The following is a 19220-nucleotide window of genomic DNA, read 5'->3' as shown; positions in this document are numbered from 1 at the left end:
GCATCCGGGAAAGAAACTGGTGTGGGCCTGTAAAATCCAGACGAAAGGACAATGATCCCTTATTGCGGGCCATAGCACGACACATCGGTATTCTGCTCTACCCTGATTTCCAGCTGCTTGACGCAGCAGCCCCCATTGCATCGTTTTCGATTGCGGGCGCATGGCGGGCAACGCCTATACACTTATCCGCATCAGTCACACGCGGAGCCGGCGAAACTACAGACGTTCCCGCATGAGAGCGGAACTCAGAGCTCGTGGGTTTTCTGCCGGACATCGCCGTGTAGGACGGCTGGGTTGACCTGGCTGTGGTGCTGGACCTCTTTTCACGCAGAGCCATCGGCTGAGACCTTGAGGTCCGTATGACCGCAGATCTTGCCACCACAGCGTTACAACGCACTATTGCCTTGCGTCAGCCACCACCAGGCTGCATCCATCATGCTAATCGTGGCAGTCAGTATTGTTCAGACGCTTACCGTCAGCTCCTTTCTGCTCATGGCTTTCTCGTGTCCGTGAGCAGAAAGGAAAACTGTTGGGATAATGCAGTGACGGAGAGCTTCTTCAAAACCCTGAAAGCAGGACTCCTGTGGCGATAGGCCTGGAGCACACGTCAGGAACTAAACCGCGACACGTCCACATACGCCATGCCCTCTGCCAATACCCGCAGTGATTTCCGATATGACCACCAACTTTGCAACAGAGTTGCCTATCGACAAGGACGGTCGGTTTGTAAAGTGATCATTGTCGTGATTGCTGGGCGATCCGATCATGATAATGACTTGACACAAACACTCACCGCCAGATCATATCGATGAAGCATCAATTTCCATGAGCACAATCATCCGTGACGGCTCCCAGCATCGCAGCGATAGACAGCAGAGACACCAAAACGCTGATCGTCGTGCTTCACCAAAACGGTTCACCGGGCCCCGTAGCCCGGGCTTGCCGCACTAATCTGTTTGATCGGACGGACTGGCGGTCCGTTCTCCGATCCCTTCTGGCACAGATTTCCACCACAATCGTTGCACTCTTCCTCGGGCTCGCCGGATACGGTGACACATGTGTTCTGGGTATCAGCCAGAAAGAAAACATAGGGGAGGTAGTCTCCTACCCGTTTCACATCACAAATGACGTGGACATGGCCTGCACGGGCGCTTTCGGGGAGCAGGCGTGTTTCTCCTTGCAGGTACGGGTTCTATTGCCTGAGCTAACGACAGCGTGGAACACCATGACCGGGTTGCTGGCCGGAGAAGTCTGTTTTGGTGACGGAGGGAGTGCTTTCCGGATCGGCCGCCACCTGACAAAAATCGTAACGATCGCCTGACATGACGGGCCTGTGGAGTTCCTTCTGACATGACGCAGACCAGCAACACCAGCCTGACCGGCCGTTACGGTCTCGGGCCTCTTGGCGTGGCAGCAGCCATCTTCTTCATTATCGGTTTCGTGACATGGATGAACGGCCCACTGATCTCCTTCGTCCGGGTCGCATTCGAACTCAGCGATACGAGCGCCTTCCTCGTCCCGATGGTGTTCTATTTTTCATATTTCCTTTTCTCGCTTCCCGCTTCATTCCTTGCCCGCAGGCTGGGCCTGCGCCGGGGGCTGTCCTGCGCTCTTCTGCTTTGCGCGACGGGTGTGGCCCTGTTCGGGCAGTTCATTTCCATGCGCCTCTACGAGGGGGCTCTGACAGGCCTTCTGGTCATGGGGGCAGGCCTGTCGCTGATGCAGGTGGTCATCAATCCGCTTGTAAGTCTTCTGGGGCCTTCCGAACGGGCAGCGCAACGCATTGCCATTATGGGTGTCTGCAACAAAATTGCCGGTATCCTCGCACCGATTGTTCTTGGAACCGTCGTGATGGGAGACATCGGCAGCGTTGCCCAGAAAGCGCAGGATACGACGGATCCGGCAGCGCGCGATGCCATCCTGTCTAGCTTTGTTCAGGCCATCTATACCCCTTACATGGCCATGGCGCTCGTTCTCCTTATCACCGCAGCGTGCGTCGCGCTGTTCCCTCTTCCTGAACTCCAGGCACCAGCCCTTCCCGGTCCGACGGAAAGCCGTTCACGCATCTTCCGTCCGCATCTGGTGTTCGGAATTGCGACGATGTTCGTATATGTCGGTATCGAGGTCATGGCTGGGGATGCCATAGGCACATATGGACAGGGCTTCGGGCTTCCGCTGAGCCAGACCAAGTTCTTCACGTCCCTCACGCTTGCAGCCATGCTGAGCGGCTATGTGGCCGGGTTTGTGGTTGTCCCACGCATCATCACGCAGGAACGGTTCATGGAAGTGTGCTGCCTCGCGGGTGGTCTCCTGACGATCGCTGCCTACCTGACGCCTGGCTACACGTCGGTCCTGTGCGTCGCCCTTCTCGGCGCGGCCAACGCCATGCTGATGCCCACAATTTTTCCGATCGCCCTTCGCGGCGCCGGCCCATGGACGCCTCTGGTCTCGGCCTTGATCGTGATGGCGTATAGTGGCGGTGCGATCATTCCGCAGATCTACGTTGCCCTGAAACCCTTTGTCGGTTTTCAGGCCATGTTCGCGCTTCTGGTCCTGCCTTCCTATCTTATCATCCTGCTTTACGCCCGTCGCTACGGCAAGACCGGCCTTCTTCCGCTGGATCAGGAACTATGATGTCTCATGTTGACGGCCAGATTGTCCTACGTGACCGCATCGTTTCCGGACGCGTCAGTTTCGACAGCCATATCCGTCAGATAGAGCCTACATCCTCGACTGATAACCTTTATATCCTGCCGGACTTTATTGATGGCCATGTTCATGGAGGTGGCGGGGTTGATACCATGGATGGTGTCGGCGCGATTGAAACACTGTCCCGTTTTCATCTCACCCACGGCACAACAACCATTCTCCCCACGACCATTACAGCCCCTTGGTCAGACGTCATGGACGCTTTCCAAACCATTGAGGAGGTCAGTACCCGGGGCGTCAAGGATGGCCCCCATATTCACGGGCACATCTGGAAGGGGCCCTTTGTCAGCCCGCACAAGCTCGGTGCGCAGCCCCCTTTCATGATCGAGGCGCCATCGTTCCCGATCTTTTGGCGGACTTAACGGTTCTCAACCAGAACCTTCAGGTCGTCGAGGTCTGGGTTCATGGTCAACGCGTCCTCTGACGGGCCGCGCCTCCTTCCCTACGATATCATACAGGATTTATTCAGCTCATGAACGTCATCGTCACAGAAAGTCCGGAACAGGCTTTCAGTCAGGCTGCCGGAATGATTGCCTGCGAGATCCACAGTAATGCTACCCCGGTTCTTGGGCTGGCGACAGGGCGCACGATGGAGAGCATCTATCAGATCCTAGTGCAGAAACATGAATCTGGTACGCTGGATTTCTCCAAAGCCACATCCTTCAATCTGGACGAATATATTGGTCTCTCCCCGACAGATCCGAATTCATACCGCCACTACATGCAGGAACACCTGTTCGCTCATGTGAATATATCTGCCAAAGAGATCCATGTTCCAAATGGAACTGCACCCGATCTGGATGCAGAATGCGCACAATATGAGGCGGCCATCCGGGCCTCCGGGGGAATTGGCCTTCAGCTTCTTGGTATCGGAGAAACCGGACATATCGGTTTCAACGAACCGCCTTCAGCCTTCGACACCCGAACACGCGTGGTGCAGCTTGATGAAGTCACGCGTCGTCAGAATTCCGGCATGTTCGGCAACGATCCGGCATGCGTTCCCGAGCGGGCACTGACCATGGGGGTCGGTACGATCCTGGACGCACGCAAGCTTTTGCTCGTCGCGGTGGGAGTCGGAAAGGCCGCTATTATCAATGAAGCCCTGAACGGCCCGATGAGCGAAAATGTCAGTGCGACGGCCATTCGCTTGCACCCGGCCTACACCGTCATTCTGGATGAGGCTGCGGCATCCATCTGGATGAAGAATAGCAAGTAACACCTCCCACGGGATGCCTGGGCCAGCCAGACATCCCGTAAGGTCATACACTTCCTTACCTGACGTTACAGAGCGCCTGAATTCCAGGCACGATCGCAATCAACAGGCCCGCAGGGGTCTGCACGGACCCGGATGCTGCCTTTACAAGATTGTCTGCATTCGCAAGGGTCCCGATCCAATTTGTCAGAACCGTCATGGACTCTGCGGAAGCCTTGTGTTTCGGCTTATCCAAGGCAGCCAGTCCCATTCGGGCGAGTATTGCCACATCATGCGCAACAGGCAGCGCCGACGTCAGACCGCGTGAGACCGCAATCCCGGCAAAAGCCTGATCATTATCGATCCATCGCTGAAGCTGGGCTTTAAGCTGGGCCGCCTCTGCATGGTCGCCCTTCGCATAGCGCTCTGCCAGTTCATTGAACCGGATTGCAGTCAGCGGGTCCGGTGAGGCAATTTCTCCCATCCCGTCCAGCGTTCCTCCATGATGCTCGACATAGCGGTTCATGGCATAATTCCGCAGGGGCATTGTGGCTTCTGCCAGAATTTCCACCGGGGAAGCATCTGCCGGAGACAGTCGTTCCGCCATACGATCTGCCTGGCTGCGGGCCTTCAGGCCGGTCAGCTCAAGCTCGGATGCGACGACGCCCAGACGACGATACATATCCGGCACATCCCTGACAGCGGCATCTGACCAGAAACGCTCGGCAATGGCTGCGGAGCGCGGCCAGAACCGGGCATCCAGCATTTCGTCGGTCACGACCTCAGCCCAGAGCGGTGCTTCCCCACCCAACACAAGCTGCTTCTGGACATCGTTAAGAGGCGCAGGCGGCGGATCAATCAGGAAAGCGTTGACCAGTACGGGATCCATTCCCTTCTCGATCATAATCTTCGCTTCCGCACGGTTCACACCCACAACGGCCGGATCGTACGGGTCAACCAGATAGTGCTGGGAGGCAGGCTGGAGCAGGTCCAGATAATACCCCACAGACACGACCACCGGATGCCCTTCTGCCGTTGCAGACGCGATGAATTTGGAACTGCGCCAGGGCTCGACAACAACCGTTTTCGGAATAGGGGCCTCGCTGACCTCGTCCCAGCCCACCATGATCTTGCCCTGAGAGGAGAGGATCTTCTCGACCTGCGCTGTAAAGGAGGCCTGCAAAGCCTGAGGCGTATCGAAATGATGGGCTTTCATGTAGGCGACGATTTTCGGATTGGTCATCCACTCCTTGGGGTTCACCTCATCCCCGCCAGAATGGAAATACCGATCCGGAAAGAGGCGTCCCATTTCCGCATAAAGCTGACGGATGAGATGAAGCGTTTCGGGCAACGTCGGGTCAAAGGCAGCCGTATTGAGATTTTTCGCCACCGGGTTGACCGGGCTCTGCGCCGCCAGCTCCGGACGGGCCAGCAGATAGGCCAGCGCATGCCCAGGAACATCGAACTCCGGAACGATGCGGATCCCACGATCACGCGCATAATCGACCAGATCGCGCATCTGGGCCTGCGTATAATACTGCCGATGTGAGCCCTTTGCCGTCAGTTCCGGCAAGACACGGCTCTCGACGCGGAAGCCTGTTCCATCACTCAGATGCAGATGCAGCACGTTGAGTTTGAGCAGCTCCATTGCGTCGATCTGGCGACAGAGCGTCTCAATCGTCATGAAATGGCGGGACGTGTCGATCATGATTCCGCGCCATGGGAAGCGGGGACTGTCTGTGATCTGGGCGAAGTTGAGCTGGGCCCCATTCTGCCCGTTCTGGACAAGCTGAAGCAGGGTGCTCATCCCACGGAGCACGCCTTCAGGACCGTCCGCCTCAAGCGTGATGCCGCTGGCATCAACCGCCAGCGTGTAACCCTCTTTTGCCGTTACGGTCAAAAAATCAGGGTCCGGACGGAACCGAACATGCATCGTCAGAGGGACACCTCCGGGCCATGTCGCGGACGGCATGACAGGCTGGATACGCCCGGAAAGCATGTCGAGGCGACTTCTGAAACGCACCGCGGCACGCTTCAGCAGCGGAGAAGGATCGCTCTCCCACGCGATGGTCAGCCCATTTTGCAGAGGAAGAGCACCTTCCGGAAGATGGACCATCTTCGGAACTGGCATCAGCGCCGGCGCAGAAAGCACCGCTTTCGAACTTTCCGCCGCAGAGGCTGGAATTGCAAGACTGGAAAGTGCTGTGACACTCAGGGCCAGAAGCCGGACTGCATTAATCCTAAGAACCATTTTCCGCAGGCGTGCGGGTCTGTTGCTTCGCATGAAGAAACATCCTTTCTTCTGAAACAGTCTGATTTTCGAGAAGGAAACAGGGCCTGGTCCAGACCCTACAGGGAATGGACCAAGCCAATGTCAAAGACGGATCAGAAACCCGTCGAGATGGAAACCATCGCAGCAAAATTACCACCAACCATGTATGTCGGGGAGCTGCCAGACTTCGTTGCGCCATTCTTCATGACGGCCGCCTTGGCATTGGACGTGTAACTGGCGGCGCTGGAGCGATAATGGTTGTCGCCGATGTTCATGATATTCAGCTGGACCTGCGGATGCTTGATCCGGCCGAAGGACTTCATCCGATATCCCAGCCCGATGTCAGACGTGATGTAAGACGGAATTTTCTCGTCATTCATGAACGTCGTGTACTGGCTATCCACGTAACGGAGCTGGAAGTTTCCGAAGAATGTGCCGTCATCATAGTTCAGGCCAACAGCACCTGTGAATTTCGGCGCACCCACGGCGATCTTGCCTGCCGTTGGCAGAAGACCGGACCCGGTGTTGAAGTCGTTGTCAAATGTCGAGTGCAGGTACTGCCCGGACAGATAGGGCGAGAAATGGTGCCACCGCTTGAAGCCAATTTCTGCCTGGACACCACGGGATGTCTGCCCACCAATATTCACGGGCGACGCAACAAGTGTGTTGGTGTTTGGAATATAGCCAGTCGAGGTAATCTGGTGATTGGTCATGTTCAGGTTGAACAGTGACATGGAGAAATTATAAAATTTGCCTTCGTGACGATATCCCAGCTCTTCACCAATCGAATATTCCGGCTTCAGGCTCTGCGGCTGCATAACCGCGTGGGCTGAATTCGGATCGAAGATCTGGGAATAGGCCTCAACAGACTCTGGTGCACGGAAAGACGTCGTTCCGTTCATGAAAATCTGGTCATGCGGGGTGATCTGGTAGCTGGCCGAGAACTGTGGCAGCGGCTCGAAGTAATTACCCTGCATCTTGTAAGGGTCAGCGCCCGGAATGAGGTTGGTTCCCTGACGGGAGACCATTGCCACACGAAAACCAGCGCTGATCGTCAGTTTGTCATTCAACAGACGCTGCGTATCGGCAATGAAGAGTGTGTTGACCTGCTGCATGAAGTTCAGGTCATACCCGGAAAGGATCTTGCCGTTGACCCGGATAACATCGCCAGACCATCCCTGCCCGTTCGCATAAACCGGAGAGAAGTCCGACAGTTCTTCATGCGTCGTGTATGCGTACCACCAGCCGAACGAGAAGGTGTTGGTGCTTGTGACGTTCCAGTCCGCAGAGATGTTCAGGCCGCCGGTCTTCTGGTTCCAAGGGTCACGGCTGGACGTCAGGATGTTACCACTCACTGTGGTGCCCCGATTCAGATCCCCGTACTGCTCCGTGCCGTAATATCCACCACTGGCCGGAATATTTTCACCACTCAGGGAGGGGCCAAACTGGTGAACATAATAAGGAGTGACGTGCAACTTGAGATTGTCAGCCAATGTGAAATGCATGGGCAGGACAACAAGCTGGCTGTTCAGATTAGACCGCGCCAACTTGTAATAAGTAGAATTACCCGGTGACCACACACCATTATAGGAGAACCCCCAGCCATACTGTTTCCATTGAGCCGCAGTTGGGTTACGCCATGGAGTCGATTCCTGCCGATTATAGGAGAAAATAGCAGAGATACTGTTCCCCTCTCCCCATTCTTTCACAAACTTTGAATCGAGATGGTAGCGGAACAGGCCACCCGGGCCACGGAAATTATTGTATCCGGAGTGGGAGAAGGACACGAACCCACGAATGCCTGTGTGGCCGATATCGCCTGTTTCAAGACGGATAAATTCCTTGTTGGCACTATGCGTACCACCCGAAAGATCCAGAAATCCTCCTGCCTTATGAGAAGGATTGATTTCAGTGGCCGTAATCTGACCGCCTACAGCATTATACAGCGGTGCGTTCAAATCCGGTGATCCCTGGGAGACCGTAACGGAGCCAAGATTTTCGGAATCGACCAGCATCGTTGTGTAAGGCTGGTAATTGATCGGATCAGCCAAAGGTGCACCCTCGAACAGATAGCCGATCTGGGACTGATCAAGACCACGCATCGTGATGTGGTCTCCCGTCATGCCCAGAGGGTCCTGGCTGGAGACGGTGACTCCCGGCAAATTTCCAAGCATGGACGTGATATTGGAAGTCGGCGAGAGCTTGGCGATAAAGTCGCGTGTAATACCGCTCTGCGACCGAGGCGCAGTCTGCTTTGGCATCAGACCACCGCCAGGAGTACGGTTCGTCACGCCGTTTGCGGAAACCGGGTGGCTTGTCACAGTAATTTCTTCGGACTGCGGCGTGAACTGACCGATAACAGAAGATGACAGCCCACTCGAAGAGGGTGTCGCACGGGCGGCAGTTCCATGGCCCTTGCCGGTTCCTGTCCCCTGTGCCTCAGCGGCAGCCTTGGCTTCGCCCACCACTGACAACCCGACAAACACAGTGCATGAAAGACATATCTGACGAAGTGGCAGCCGCATGGCCTATTCCTCCCGAACAACAATCGCCGGATGTGAAGGCGATTACCTCATTATTACCATCCAGAAACGACAATGGATGGGCTGAACCTTAATGCGCAATAGTTCTTAAGGCGGAATAAATTAATTTATTTGATGAACAAACTTTTCCCGGGAAGAGGCCGATTTTTGTTGCGAAAAAGCCACGGATCTTGAAATACTGTTGCCGACGCCGCTTCAGATCGCCATCCGGTTCAGAGAAAAGCCGCTCCCAGAAGACCTGCATTCGGCCCAAGGCTGGAAGGAACAAGTAGGGGTTTCTTCATATGGCGAAGGATGCGCTGCCGGGTTGCATGATCCAGCGCTTCCAGCAGATCTGCCGCATTAGACAGGCCGCCACCGGCCGGAACAATAGTCGCACCCGTTACATTGACTGCGACCGCCAGTGAAGCTGCAAGATATTCGAGATACAGCGTCACTGTCCGGACAGCTATTGCTTCCCCGGCGCGCCAGGCATCCAGAATGGCCTTGCTGTCCATATGCACGGGCCCTCCGGCCCAGACATAGAGTCTTTCCAGCCCGCGCGCGCCGCCGATCGTATCAATGCACCCTTTCTGCCCGCATCCGCAGGGGAAGCATGGAACCAGATGCGCAGCACCCGATACATTGGGAATAACCGGCCCATGCCCCCACTCGCCCGTCAGACCACCCGCTCCAACGACAAGATGCCCGTCCATGACGATCCCGCCACCGACACCTGTTCCCAGAATAATTCCCAGAACGTTTGTGTGCCCTTTCCCGTGGCCCAACCGCGCTTCAGCCAGCGTGAAACAATCGGCGTCGTTACCAATTTTTACGGTTCCACCCAGCCGTTCCGCCAGCCTTCTGGCCAGAGGCGTCCCGTTGATACAGGGAATATTCGCTGTGTTGCAGATTCCGGTTTCCGGCTCCTGTAATCCTGCAATGGCAATATGGAGTGGGGTCTCCACACCATAGGGCCGCGCCAGATGTTCAAGGGCGCTCAGAAACGCGGAGAGATCCTGCGCCGGAGTGGTCACTTTTTTACGGTCGGCAAAGGTGCCGTCCGGATGAACTAGGGCGCAATCAATAAATGATCCGCCGATATCCGCACACAGGATGGAAGAATTCTGCTTCATGTCAGCGGTCTTATTATTTCTTGTTACGCCCGTCGAGCCTGTCCCGGATGCCGTCCCCCAGACAGTTGAGTCCGATCACGGTCATTGCAATGGCCAGACCTGGGAAAAGGCATGGCCAGAATGCTGCTCCAAGGGCATTGCGTCCATCACTCATCATTGTTCCCCATTCCGGCAAAGGAGGTTGCGCGCCAAGGCCCAGAAAGGACAGACTTGCCGCTGCCAGAACAACCTCGCCACTGCTCAACGTCAGTTGCACCAGAAGCGAGGTCACAACATTCGGGAAAACGTGCCGAACCATGATGCGCGTCCGGCCCACCCCCAGCACTGTCAGCGCTTCCATCCATGTCGCATGGTGAATTCGAACAAGCATGGTCCGAGCAAGCCGTACGTAAACAGGCACGGAAAAGGCAGCGATGGCCAAAAGCGCATGAAACAGACCGGGGCCCAGAAAACTCACAATCAGCAGAGCCAGAATCAGCCCCGGAAAGGCAAACAGAACATCGGAAACCGTCATGATGGCGTTGTCCAGCCAGCGCGGGGCCATGGCGGAGAACAGCCCGACAGGAATACCAATCCCCGCGGCTACGATCAGACTGACCGTAATTTCCCCAAGCGTCAGGCGGAGGCCATAAACAAGCCTCACAAAGATATCCCGACCAAATGCATCCGTGCCACAGGGGTGCGCAAAAGACGGCGGGAGCAGAACGTGATACAGGTCCTGTCGTGACGGATCTGCGTTCAGAATTAATGGTCCGAGCATCGCCATCAGCAGAAGAAAACTGCAAACGCTGCCTCCTAACCAAAACGTCGTACCGGAACGACGGAAAACGGGTACTCCAAACCTGTTACGCATCATGATGTTCTGTGCTGGGGATCGAGCAAAAGGTTCACCGTATCTGCAACAAGCGTTGCCACCAGAACCCCCAGAACAGCCAGCAGGGTAATGCCCTGAATGACCGGATAATCACGATAACGAACGGAATCCACCAGAAGCCGGGCTACTCCTGGCCAGTCAAATACCGTTTCCGTCACCACCGCACTACTGACCAGCCCGCCAAGATTCAAAGCCACGACGGTCACGACGGGCGCCAGAGCATTGGGTAATGCATGAACTGTCAGAATTTTCCAGGATGGCAGGCCCTTCGCGTAGGCCGTGCGGATGTAATCCTGTCGAAGGATTTCGCGCATGCCTGTCCGTGTCATGCGTAGGATCAGAGCGGAAGGCATCAGAGCCAGCACAAAGACAGGGAGGACATAATGTTTCCAGCTCCCAGCACCCATCAGTGGAAGCCAGTGCAACCTGACCGCAAAGACCTCCATTCCAATAAGCGCGACCCAGAATCCGGCAAGGGATGCTCCGACGAGCGTCACAGCCATCAGGGCCGTATCCGGCCATTTCCCGGCACAAACCGCTGCAATGATCCCGCCGGGAATCCCGAAGCTCAGGGCAACAAGGTAGGCCAGCCCTCCAAGAGTCAGGGAGTAAGGGAGCCGCTGTACGATCAGAGCGCTAACAGGCGTGCCGTCGCGAAGGGAAACACCGAAATCTCCCTGAAGCGCCCGCCGCAGGAAATGCATGTACTGCGCTGAAAATGGCAGATCGAGCCCCAGCCTGTGCCTCAGTCCCTGCACAACATTTTCAGGGACCTGTGGGCCGGAGAGAAGCCGGGCCGGGTCTCCGGGCAAGGCATGGATAGCGAGGAAAACCACAAATGATATTCCCAGCATCATCAGCGGCATTGCCAATGCACGCCGCAGAAGAGGCATCATGGCGCACGCTCCGGCCCAGATCCTGAAGCACGCGCTTTCAGGACGAGAATTTCGCCATCAGGCCCTGCACTCACACCTTCAACTCCTTTGCGCACACCATAAAGCGTATCCGCCACATACAGCGGAAGAACAGGAACCTGCTGTTTCAAAAGGATTTGGATCTCTTTCAGCGTAGCCTGACGTTGAGCAGCTTCTTCAGAACCGGCTGCTCTGTCGATCAGTGCATCTAGGGAGAGATCTGCAAAAAAGCCGAGATTGGCAGACTGGGGGGCCGCACTCGCGGAAGCATAGATCGGGCGAAGTTGCATATCCGCAAGGAAGGGTGCAGACCATGACGTCAGGATGACGCCGGTCTGCTCATGGGCCTTGACGTCTGGCGGAGCAAACGCGGACTGAACCCAGACGCCTGCTTCCTGCCGGCGGATTTCCAGCCGGACACCGATCTGCTTCCACATGGCCTGAATCGCCTCGGCCATGGGCTCTTCCGGTTCCTGCACCACGGCAATAATGCTAAATCCGTTTTCAAGCCCCGCAGTTTTCAGCAGAGCCCGAGCGGCTGAAAGATCTGCATGCGCCTCGTTTACACCGCAAGGCAATGCGCCGTGAATATCCGGGGTCAGGGCAGAACAGGCCGGTTGTCCATATCCATGCAAAAGCCCTGCAACCAGTGCCGTCCGGTCCAGGGCCAGCGAAAGGGCTCGACGCACCCGTGCATCATCAAGAGGCTTGAGGTGCATATTGAGTGCCGCCCAGAACAGGGTAGCACCGGGAGAGGCATGGACGGACGCAACCTGCGCTGCATGGCCCTGTTCCCGATAAAGATTGGCGAACACAGGCGATAGCGGCACGACAACATCTGCATCTCCCGTCTGAAGAGCCATATTCAGAACGGAAGGTTCGGACGACCAGATCCATTTCAGGCCATCAAAAGACGCCGCTTGCCCCCAGTAGGCCGGATTACGATGCGTCAGGACGTCATCTCCGGAGTGCCAAGCCTCGAAAACATACGGCCCTGTCCCGACGGCGTGAAGGGCGAGCGTGCCATTCCGGGCTGCGTCAGGAGAAACAACTGCGGTTTGCGTCATGGTCAGGAGTGGCAGAAAATCGGCATAGGGATGCTTGAGGGTAAAAACAATACTACCCCCATCCTGCCTAACGGACCGGATGACCGTCCGTGAGACACCTGCCCCGGCCAGCGGAATGGCAAGATCGAGAAGCCGGCGGAAAGATGCCGTTACCGCATCCACGTCACAGGGCAGACCATCGTGAAAAAAAACATTCGGCCTGATGTGAAAGCGCCACTCAAGACCATCTGCGGAAGAAGACCAGTCAGTCGCGAGTTGCGGCCTGATGTGACCGAATTCATCGAACTGGACGAGTGTTTCGTAGAAGGATGACAACACGGAACGCGTTGCGGTCGCATTCTGGTCGGCCGGGTCCATGCTGCGCGGCGCTTCCGTCAGCATGATGGTCAGACTGGGCCGGACCGTAGCGGCAGACAGAACATCCGGCGCAAGAAAGGCCAGGGCCAGAACGAGAGAAGCCAGTACGCGCAGACCGCAATCCTTTCACAGGGTCACAATATCATTCTTTCATGACACCAACAGATCATTTAGTTAACGCAATAATTTTATTGACACAACGTAATTTTACCCACTGAAATAAGTCTGTCTACGACATCAGGCAGGACGTGCATGTTTTCGACTGGCCATCATCGCATTCTCAGCGCGATCACGCGGCTGGGACCAAAGAGCCGGACGGATCTTGCCCGCCTTCTTGGACTGAGCAAGGGCAGCATCTCGATCTTCGTCCGAGATCTTCTCGAGCAGGGTATTCTGAAAGAACAGGAACTGATTTTCAGCCAGGGGCGACCATCCGTCACGCTCGGTCTGCGGAGCGATGCCGCGAGTTTCATCGGAATTTCCCTTCACACGGACCCGGCCACAATTGTTCTGACCGATCCGCATGGCGAGGTGCTTGCAAGACGTCAGATTCCCCGTGAAACAGATCCAGAGCGATGCTTCTCCCTTCTGGCGAAGGCCGTTCAGAAAGTCCGTCGCCATGCGGAGCCCAATATCGGCCTGACAACCGGCATCGGCGTGGCCCAACCTGGCTTCGTTTCCCGGGACAGGCGGATCTGTCTGGCGTCTGCGGCTTTGGGGTGGCGGAATGTCGATGTTGCGGGCGAACTGTCTGAACTGACCGGTCTGCCGGTCTTTGTGGAAAATGACACCAATGCCCTGATCCTGGGGGAGCAGCTTTTTGGCGCCTCTGGGGAATGTCCGAATTTCAGTCTCGTTTTCGTCGGGGACGGCATTGGCAGTACTCATATCATCGACAGCCGTCTCTACAGAGGTCATCACGGCGGGGCCGGAGAACTGGCTCATTCTCCCGTCGCCTTTGACCTGCAAAACGCCCTTCCCTGCCGCTGTGGCAATCGCGGCTGTCTTGAAACCCTCGCATCCCTTCAGTCCATAAAGGGGGCAGCCCGCAGTGCCGGCCTGCCCTCTGAGATCCCCGAACTGATCGGACTAGCCAACACCGGGGACCCGGACGCTCTGAGAATCCTACACCGAGCGGGTTCTGCGCTCGGGTTCGGACTCGCACAGCTTGTGCAGATCCTGGACCCAAGTCAGGTCGTGGTACTTATGGATGCGGCTCTAAAGGACAGCGTGTTTTCGAATGTGCTCCGACAGGAAATGGAAGCACATGTTCTCAAGCGCCCAGGCACGCAGAGCACACTGATCCTGCGTTCAGCCAGTAACGACAGTTTTGCCCTCGGTGCCGCCAGCATTGCGGCTCAGCACTTCCTTTTCGGGATTGACTGGATATGACCCAGACCGTTCACACACCCTTCCGCATCGCTTTCGGGGGAATTCATACGGAATGCAGCACCTATAATCCGGTCCTGATGCAGGAAAAGGATTTTCGTGTCCTGCGCGGCGATGCGATGATCCATGCCCCCTATTTCGCTTTTCTGAAACAGACAAAGGCAGATTTTATTCCTCTGCTGCATGCCCGTGCGGTGCCTGGCGGGCGCGTGTCTAAGGCAACCTATGAGGCGTTCAAGGCTGAGTTTCTTGAAAAACTCCAGGCTGCTCTTCCGCTGGACGGGCTTTATCTTGCCATGCATGGCGCCATGGCCGTCGAAGGAATGGATAATGCCGAGGCCGACTGGATTTCTGCCGCACGCTCCATTGTCGGCCCAGACTGCATTGTGGCTGCCAGTTACGATCTGCACGGCAATGTCAGCCAGCCCATCATTGACGCACTGGATATTTTCTCTGCCTATCGCACAGCACCTCATATCGACGTGGAACGCACGATGGCCCGGGCCGTGGAGATGCTTCATGATGCTTTGACATGCAACATTCGCCCACAGATTGCATGGGTGCCGATCCCGGTTCTGCTTCCGGGAGAGCGCACAAGCACAGAAGATGAGCCCGCCCGTTCCCTCTATGCCCGGCTCCCTGACCATGACAGGCGCCCGGGCGTCTGGGATGCGGCGCTCATGGTCGGCTATGTTTGGGCTGATGAGCCGCGGGCCACGGCGTCCGCTATTGTAACGGGGACAGATCTGAACGCCTTGGAAGAGACTGCTACCGACATTGCACAAGCCTGGTGGGACGCACGCGAAAAGTTTCAGTTTGGCGTGAAGACAGGGTCAGTAGAGGAGTGTGTATCCCGCGCATTGCGGTCGGGAAGCTATCCCGTTGTCCTTGCCGATTCAGGAGATAATCCAACCGGCGGAGGCGTGGGAGACCGGGCGGATGTTCTGGCAATGCTGCTCGAATACGCCAGGGGGGGGCATGATGTTCAGGGCGTGATCGTGGCGGCCATTACTGACAAGCCAGCGTGTGATGCTGCATTTATTGCTGGCACGGGGATAACAGCGTCTTTCACCATCGGAGCGTCCCTTGATCCGGCTGGCAGACAGGTAAAGGTCGAAGCACAGGTTCTGCGCGTCATCGAACAGGACGATCCGGCGGAACGTGAGGCTGTCATTCAGACGGGAGGCCTCACGATCGTCCTTGCCAGCCGTCGCCGCCCCTACCACAATCTGGCAGATTTTCGACGCCTTGGCCTTGATCCGGCATCAGCGCGTGTTGTGGTGGTGAAGTCGGGCTATCTCTCGCCGGAACTCGCCCCCCTTGCCAACCCCGCGCTGATGGCCCTTTCAGACGGGGTAGTCAATCAAGACGTAGCGGCTCTCCCCCGTCACCGGCCCCATCGCCCGACCTATCCTTTCGATCAGGATTTTGCATGGTCTCCCGTCGTGCGGCTCCAGAAGCATGCAAGATCCTCATCCAACGCATGATGAGCCCTCAACCCGTTCTGCAGATCAGGGACCTCTCCGTCCGGTTCGGCGCAGACGAGGTCCTTCAGCGTCTGACGCTCGATATAACCGTAGGTGAAACGCTGGCTCTCATCGGAGAGTCAGGCTCCGGGAAAAGTGTTCTGGCCCTGACCATCATGGGGCTTTTGCGCGGTGGAACCATCAGTCACGGGGAAGTCCTTTTACATACAGGAGAGATGACGCACGACCTGACGCATCTTGAAGAGGCTGCATTCCGGAAGCTCCGGGGCAACCGGATGGGAATGATTTTTCAGGAGCCGATGAGTGCACTCAACCCTATCCTGAAAATCGGGACCCAGCTTGGGGAATGTCTGATCCTGCACAGGCCGGATCTCCAGACGCGTCGGGCCAGGCAGGACGAGGCCAAACATCTTCTGGCCAGCACCGGCATCCCTGACCCTGTACGCGCCCTGCGGTCCTACCCTCACCAGCTGTCCGGCGGAATGCGCCAACGTGTCATGATTGCCATGGCACTTTCGGCCAATCCAGCCCTGCTGATTGCCGATGAACCGACAACGGCACTGGATGCGGCCACACGGCTCCGCATCCTTGATCTGATCCGCACACTGGCTGCCGAGCGCGGAGCCGCCACGTTGTTCATCACACATGATTTTGGTGCGGCTCGCGCCATCGCGGACCGCGTTGCCGTGCTGTATTCAGGGTCTCTTCTTGAAGACGGACCGACAGAATCCGTTTTCGCGAACTCCCTCCATCCCTATACCCGTGGGCTCATCGCGTCTCTTCCTGATCCCGCGGCTCTCCACCCCGATCCAAAAGGACGCATGCGGCTGACGGGAATGCCGGGGGCCATTCCATCGCTCCGTGACAGACCCAATGGCTGCATTTTCAATCCCCGCTGCCCTCTTGTCATGCCGTCCTGTCTGGGCGCCCCCATTCCCATGCAGAGTTTTGGCAGAACACGTCGTGCCGCCTGCCTGAGACCTGATCTGCAGGCAGTACTGCCATGACACCGCTGCTTGAGGTCCGTAATCTGCATGTCTCGTATCCGCAAGGGTCGTTCTGGAACCGCAAACTGTCGCCGATCGTACAGAACGTTTCCTTTGATGTAGGCCAAGGTGAAACCGTTGGCCTGATTGGAGAGTCCGGCTCTGGAAAAAGCACGATTGCACGTGCGCTCATGGGGCTTGCCCCCATAACCTCAGGCTCCATCCACCTTGCCGGAACAGGGACTCTCCCCCGCCGCGTACAGATGATCTTTCAGGATCCGCTCGCCAGCCTGGACCCATGTATGAGCATCGGCGCACAGATTACGGAAGTCCTGACCGTACATGGCATTGGCACACCCGCAGACAGACCAGTTCGAACACGCGATCTGCTTGACCGTGTTCGGCTCCCTGTAGACTCCTATGACCGGCCAGCCATCACCTTTTCAGGGGGACAGCGGGCCCGAATTGGAATTGCCCGCGCCCTCGCCGCCAGCCCGAGCCTGCTCATCGCCGATGAAGCCACGGCAGCGCTGGATGTTTCCGTGCAGGCGCAGATTCTCAATCTTCTCATGGATCTTCGGGATGACATGGGCCTTTCGCTACTGTTCATCACGCATGATCTGGCAGTTGTCCGGGTGCTGTGTGATCGGGCTATCGTTCTGCTGCAGGGAAAGATTGTGGAACAGGGTGTGACGCAGGACCTGTTCGCACAGCCATCCCATTCCTATACCCGCACGCTGCTTGACGCTTACCGTCCACTCAATTCCTCTGTTCCCTCCTTGAAAACACCGTGTCATGACTGAACTTGAAGTCTGCGTAGATACCGCGGAAGCCCTTGCCATTGCCCAGGCCGAAACCCTCGCGCGGATTGAATTGTGCAGTGCTCTGGATCTGGGCGGCCTGACACCATCGGTTGGAATGATGCAGCTTGCTGCGGACAGCCCTGTTCCAGTCTATGCAATGATCCGCCCACGAGGTGGCTCCTTCGTTTTCACAGACCAAGAAGAAAAAATCATGCTGGCGGACATACAGGCTGCCAGAACAGCAGGACTCGCGGGGATTGTGCTGGGAGCGTCCCAACCAGACAACCGGCTAAACGCAGACATGCTTCAGCGTCTCAGTGCTGCCTGTGGCCCCCTGCAACGAACCCTTCATCGCGCTTTCGATCTGGTCCCCGATCCTTTCGAAGCCCTTGAAACGGCCATTGCTCTGGGTTTCGACCGCATTCTGACATCCGGCTGCGCCCTCGATGCCGTCAGTGGTATTCCCGTTCTGAAAGCACTGGTTCATGAAGCGAAGGGGCGGCTCTCAATCATGGCAGGCAGCGGCGTGACTCATGCCAACGCCGAAATGATTGTCCGGCAAACAGGAGTACAGGCGTTACACGGATCATTCCGTACATCTTCGAGGCATTCTTTTCCTCAAAATATGACAACACGGATGGGTTTTGGCAGCATATCTGCCCCTCCGTCTCCCGAGATGATCCAGGACTTAAGAACGGCGCTGGATCCGTGAAAGGACACCATCATCCGCCTGTACTTTTGAAGCCACGGACAGAGTGAATGAGCTGTTTGAGCTTACCGTGATCAGCTTCGATCACGTTGTTCAGATACTTCACCTGGCGATGTTTCACGGTGTTCGGCAGCTTTCCACCCTTCTTGAGCTCGCCAATCGCGATGTCGTAGGTGAGGGTCTTATCCGTGCTGATCGTCTCGGGCTTCTCCTAATCCTTCAGTCCGTTCACAGCTTTTCCCAGAAAACGCTTGGTAGCCTTGGCATTCCGGGGCGGCGACAGGTAGAAATCAATCGTATCTCCGTCTTTATCGGCCGCCCGATAGTGAACCGCCTCGGGATTGAGGGAGAGTGGCTTGCACAATTTACGCGGCCATACAATTAGCGCCCACTCCCCATCGCCCAGATCGCTTGCATATTCCATGTCGTCCCGGAGATACTGCGCTCGGGTAATTTCAGTCCAAGCCATCTTGATCTTATCAGGCTCTCGCAAACCCACGAATCATAACCCTCTGAAATCACTAAAATAATTTTAAGTCAGACAGTCAGGAGTTTCCGCATGCCTTCGGCTGGCGCCCCCTCCCCCGCTTTTTTCTCCTGCGCCCGATTACGCCCCGGTATGCCGGAGCACATCCGTTTACGCCTGTGTCTGGAGCAGTTGGTTGCGAGTGTTTGGCACTCCGATTTGAACCTACCGGCACTAAGCCGTTTGAAATGCTGGGGAGTTCGATAGGCGTGTTGTGTTGTGCGCAACAAAAAACCCCGCTGGGTCAGGGACCGAGCGGGGTTTCAGAGGCTGGATA

At 56.6% G+C, this 19220-nt stretch carries 16 protein-coding genes and 2 pseudogenes; 10 read left to right on the top strand and 8 right to left on the bottom strand.

What is annotated here, in order from left to right:
- Positions 1-359 precede the first annotated feature (359 nt).
- The 5 genes from GKO01_RS16585 (at position 360) to nagB (ending at position 3925) form a co-directional block, all read left to right on the top strand.
- Positions 360-593, top strand: a complete 234-nt coding sequence (locus tag GKO01_RS16585) for a DDE-type integrase/transposase/recombinase (RefSeq protein WP_099287643.1) — start codon at positions 360-362, stop codon at positions 591-593.
- 248 nt (positions 594-841) lie between these two features.
- Positions 842-1321 carry a hypothetical protein gene (locus GKO01_RS14515; protein WP_099287642.1) on the top strand — a complete coding sequence of 160 codons (480 nt, stop codon included), beginning with the start codon at positions 842-844 and terminating at the stop codon, positions 1319-1321.
- A 29-nt stretch (positions 1322-1350) separates the two neighbouring features.
- Complete coding sequence (gene gluP / locus GKO01_RS14510; RefSeq protein WP_099287641.1) at positions 1351-2634, top strand: glucose/galactose MFS transporter; 1284 nt, start codon at positions 1351-1353, stop codon at positions 2632-2634.
- The gene (locus tag GKO01_RS14505; protein WP_145994791.1) at positions 2631-3071 is read left to right on the top strand and encodes an amidohydrolase family protein; all 441 of its coding nucleotides are present in this window, start codon (positions 2631-2633) and stop codon (positions 3069-3071) included. Before gluP ends, GKO01_RS14505 begins: the two co-directional genes overlap by 4 nt.
- Before the next feature lie 110 nt (positions 3072-3181).
- Positions 3182-3925, top strand: coding sequence for a glucosamine-6-phosphate deaminase (gene nagB / locus GKO01_RS14500; protein ID WP_099287640.1), 744 nt, complete (start codon positions 3182-3184; stop codon positions 3923-3925).
- 55 nt (positions 3926-3980) lie between these two features.
- On the opposite strand, the gene GKO01_RS14495 is transcribed toward nagB, so the two are convergent.
- The 6 genes from GKO01_RS14495 to GKO01_RS14470 form a co-directional block, all read right to left on the bottom strand.
- Entirely contained in the window at positions 3981-6185 is a 2205-nt protein-coding gene (locus GKO01_RS14495) for a beta-N-acetylhexosaminidase (RefSeq protein ID WP_099287639.1), read from the bottom strand.
- 101 nt (positions 6186-6286) lie between these two features.
- Positions 6287-8698, bottom strand: a complete 2412-nt coding sequence (locus tag GKO01_RS14490; protein WP_099287638.1) for a TonB-dependent receptor — start codon at positions 8696-8698, stop codon at positions 6287-6289.
- A 230-nt stretch (positions 8699-8928) separates the two neighbouring features.
- A complete protein-coding gene (locus GKO01_RS14485; RefSeq protein ID WP_099287637.1) occupies positions 8929-9831 on the bottom strand; it encodes an ROK family protein in 903 nt (300 codons plus the stop codon).
- 13 nt (positions 9832-9844) lie between these two features.
- A complete protein-coding gene (locus tag GKO01_RS14480) occupies positions 9845-10687 on the bottom strand; it encodes an ABC transporter permease (protein ID WP_244901494.1) in 843 nt (280 codons plus the stop codon).
- Entirely contained in the window at positions 10684-11601 is a 918-nt protein-coding gene (locus tag GKO01_RS14475) for an ABC transporter permease (protein WP_099287635.1), read from the bottom strand. The genes GKO01_RS14480 and GKO01_RS14475 overlap by 4 nt, the downstream gene beginning before the upstream one ends.
- Positions 11598-13067: an ABC transporter substrate-binding protein gene (locus GKO01_RS14470; RefSeq protein WP_099287634.1), complete on the bottom strand. Its 1470-nt coding sequence runs from the start codon at positions 13065-13067 to the stop codon at positions 11598-11600. The genes GKO01_RS14475 and GKO01_RS14470 overlap by 4 nt, the downstream gene beginning before the upstream one ends.
- A 228-nt stretch (positions 13068-13295) precedes the next feature.
- On the opposite strand from GKO01_RS14470, the gene GKO01_RS14465 reads away from it, so the two are divergent.
- From GKO01_RS14465 to GKO01_RS14445, 5 genes are read left to right on the top strand one after another with little or no spacing between them, the layout of a single operon-like run.
- The gene (locus tag GKO01_RS14465) at positions 13296-14435 is read left to right on the top strand and encodes an ROK family transcriptional regulator (protein WP_099287633.1); all 1140 of its coding nucleotides are present in this window, start codon (positions 13296-13298) and stop codon (positions 14433-14435) included.
- A complete protein-coding gene (locus tag GKO01_RS14460) occupies positions 14432-15919 on the top strand; it encodes a M81 family metallopeptidase (protein ID WP_099287632.1) in 1488 nt (495 codons plus the stop codon). Before GKO01_RS14465 ends, GKO01_RS14460 begins: the two co-directional genes overlap by 4 nt.
- Positions 15916-16926 carry an ABC transporter ATP-binding protein gene (locus GKO01_RS14455; RefSeq protein ID WP_167383507.1) on the top strand — a complete coding sequence of 337 codons (1011 nt, stop codon included), beginning with the start codon at positions 15916-15918 and terminating at the stop codon, positions 16924-16926. The genes GKO01_RS14460 and GKO01_RS14455 overlap by 4 nt, the downstream gene beginning before the upstream one ends.
- Positions 16923-17708 (top strand): ABC transporter ATP-binding protein, encoded by a 786-nt coding sequence (locus GKO01_RS14450; RefSeq protein ID WP_099287630.1) that lies wholly within the window; start codon positions 16923-16925, stop codon positions 17706-17708. The genes GKO01_RS14455 and GKO01_RS14450 overlap by 4 nt, the downstream gene beginning before the upstream one ends.
- Positions 17701-18420 carry a copper homeostasis protein CutC gene (locus GKO01_RS14445; RefSeq protein WP_099287629.1) on the top strand — a complete coding sequence of 240 codons (720 nt, stop codon included), beginning with the start codon at positions 17701-17703 and terminating at the stop codon, positions 18418-18420. The genes GKO01_RS14450 and GKO01_RS14445 overlap by 8 nt, the downstream gene beginning before the upstream one ends.
- Before the next feature lie 10 nt (positions 18421-18430).
- On the opposite strand, the pseudogene GKO01_RS14440 reads toward GKO01_RS14445, so the two are convergent.
- Positions 18431-18742, bottom strand: a pseudogene (locus tag GKO01_RS14440) (DDE-type integrase/transposase/recombinase); the annotation flags it as partial.
- Positions 18706-18886: pseudogene (locus GKO01_RS16390) on the bottom strand (hypothetical protein); the annotation flags it as partial. The pseudogenes GKO01_RS16390 and GKO01_RS14440, both read right to left, overlap by 37 nt.
- Between the last annotated feature and the right edge of the window lie 334 nt (positions 18887-19220).

It is taken from the genome of Gluconobacter kondonii (assembly GCF_002723995.1).
GTDB classification, from domain to species: domain Bacteria; phylum Pseudomonadota; class Alphaproteobacteria; order Acetobacterales; family Acetobacteraceae; genus Gluconobacter; species Gluconobacter kondonii.
This window is presented reverse-complemented; position numbering and strand designations above follow the sequence as displayed.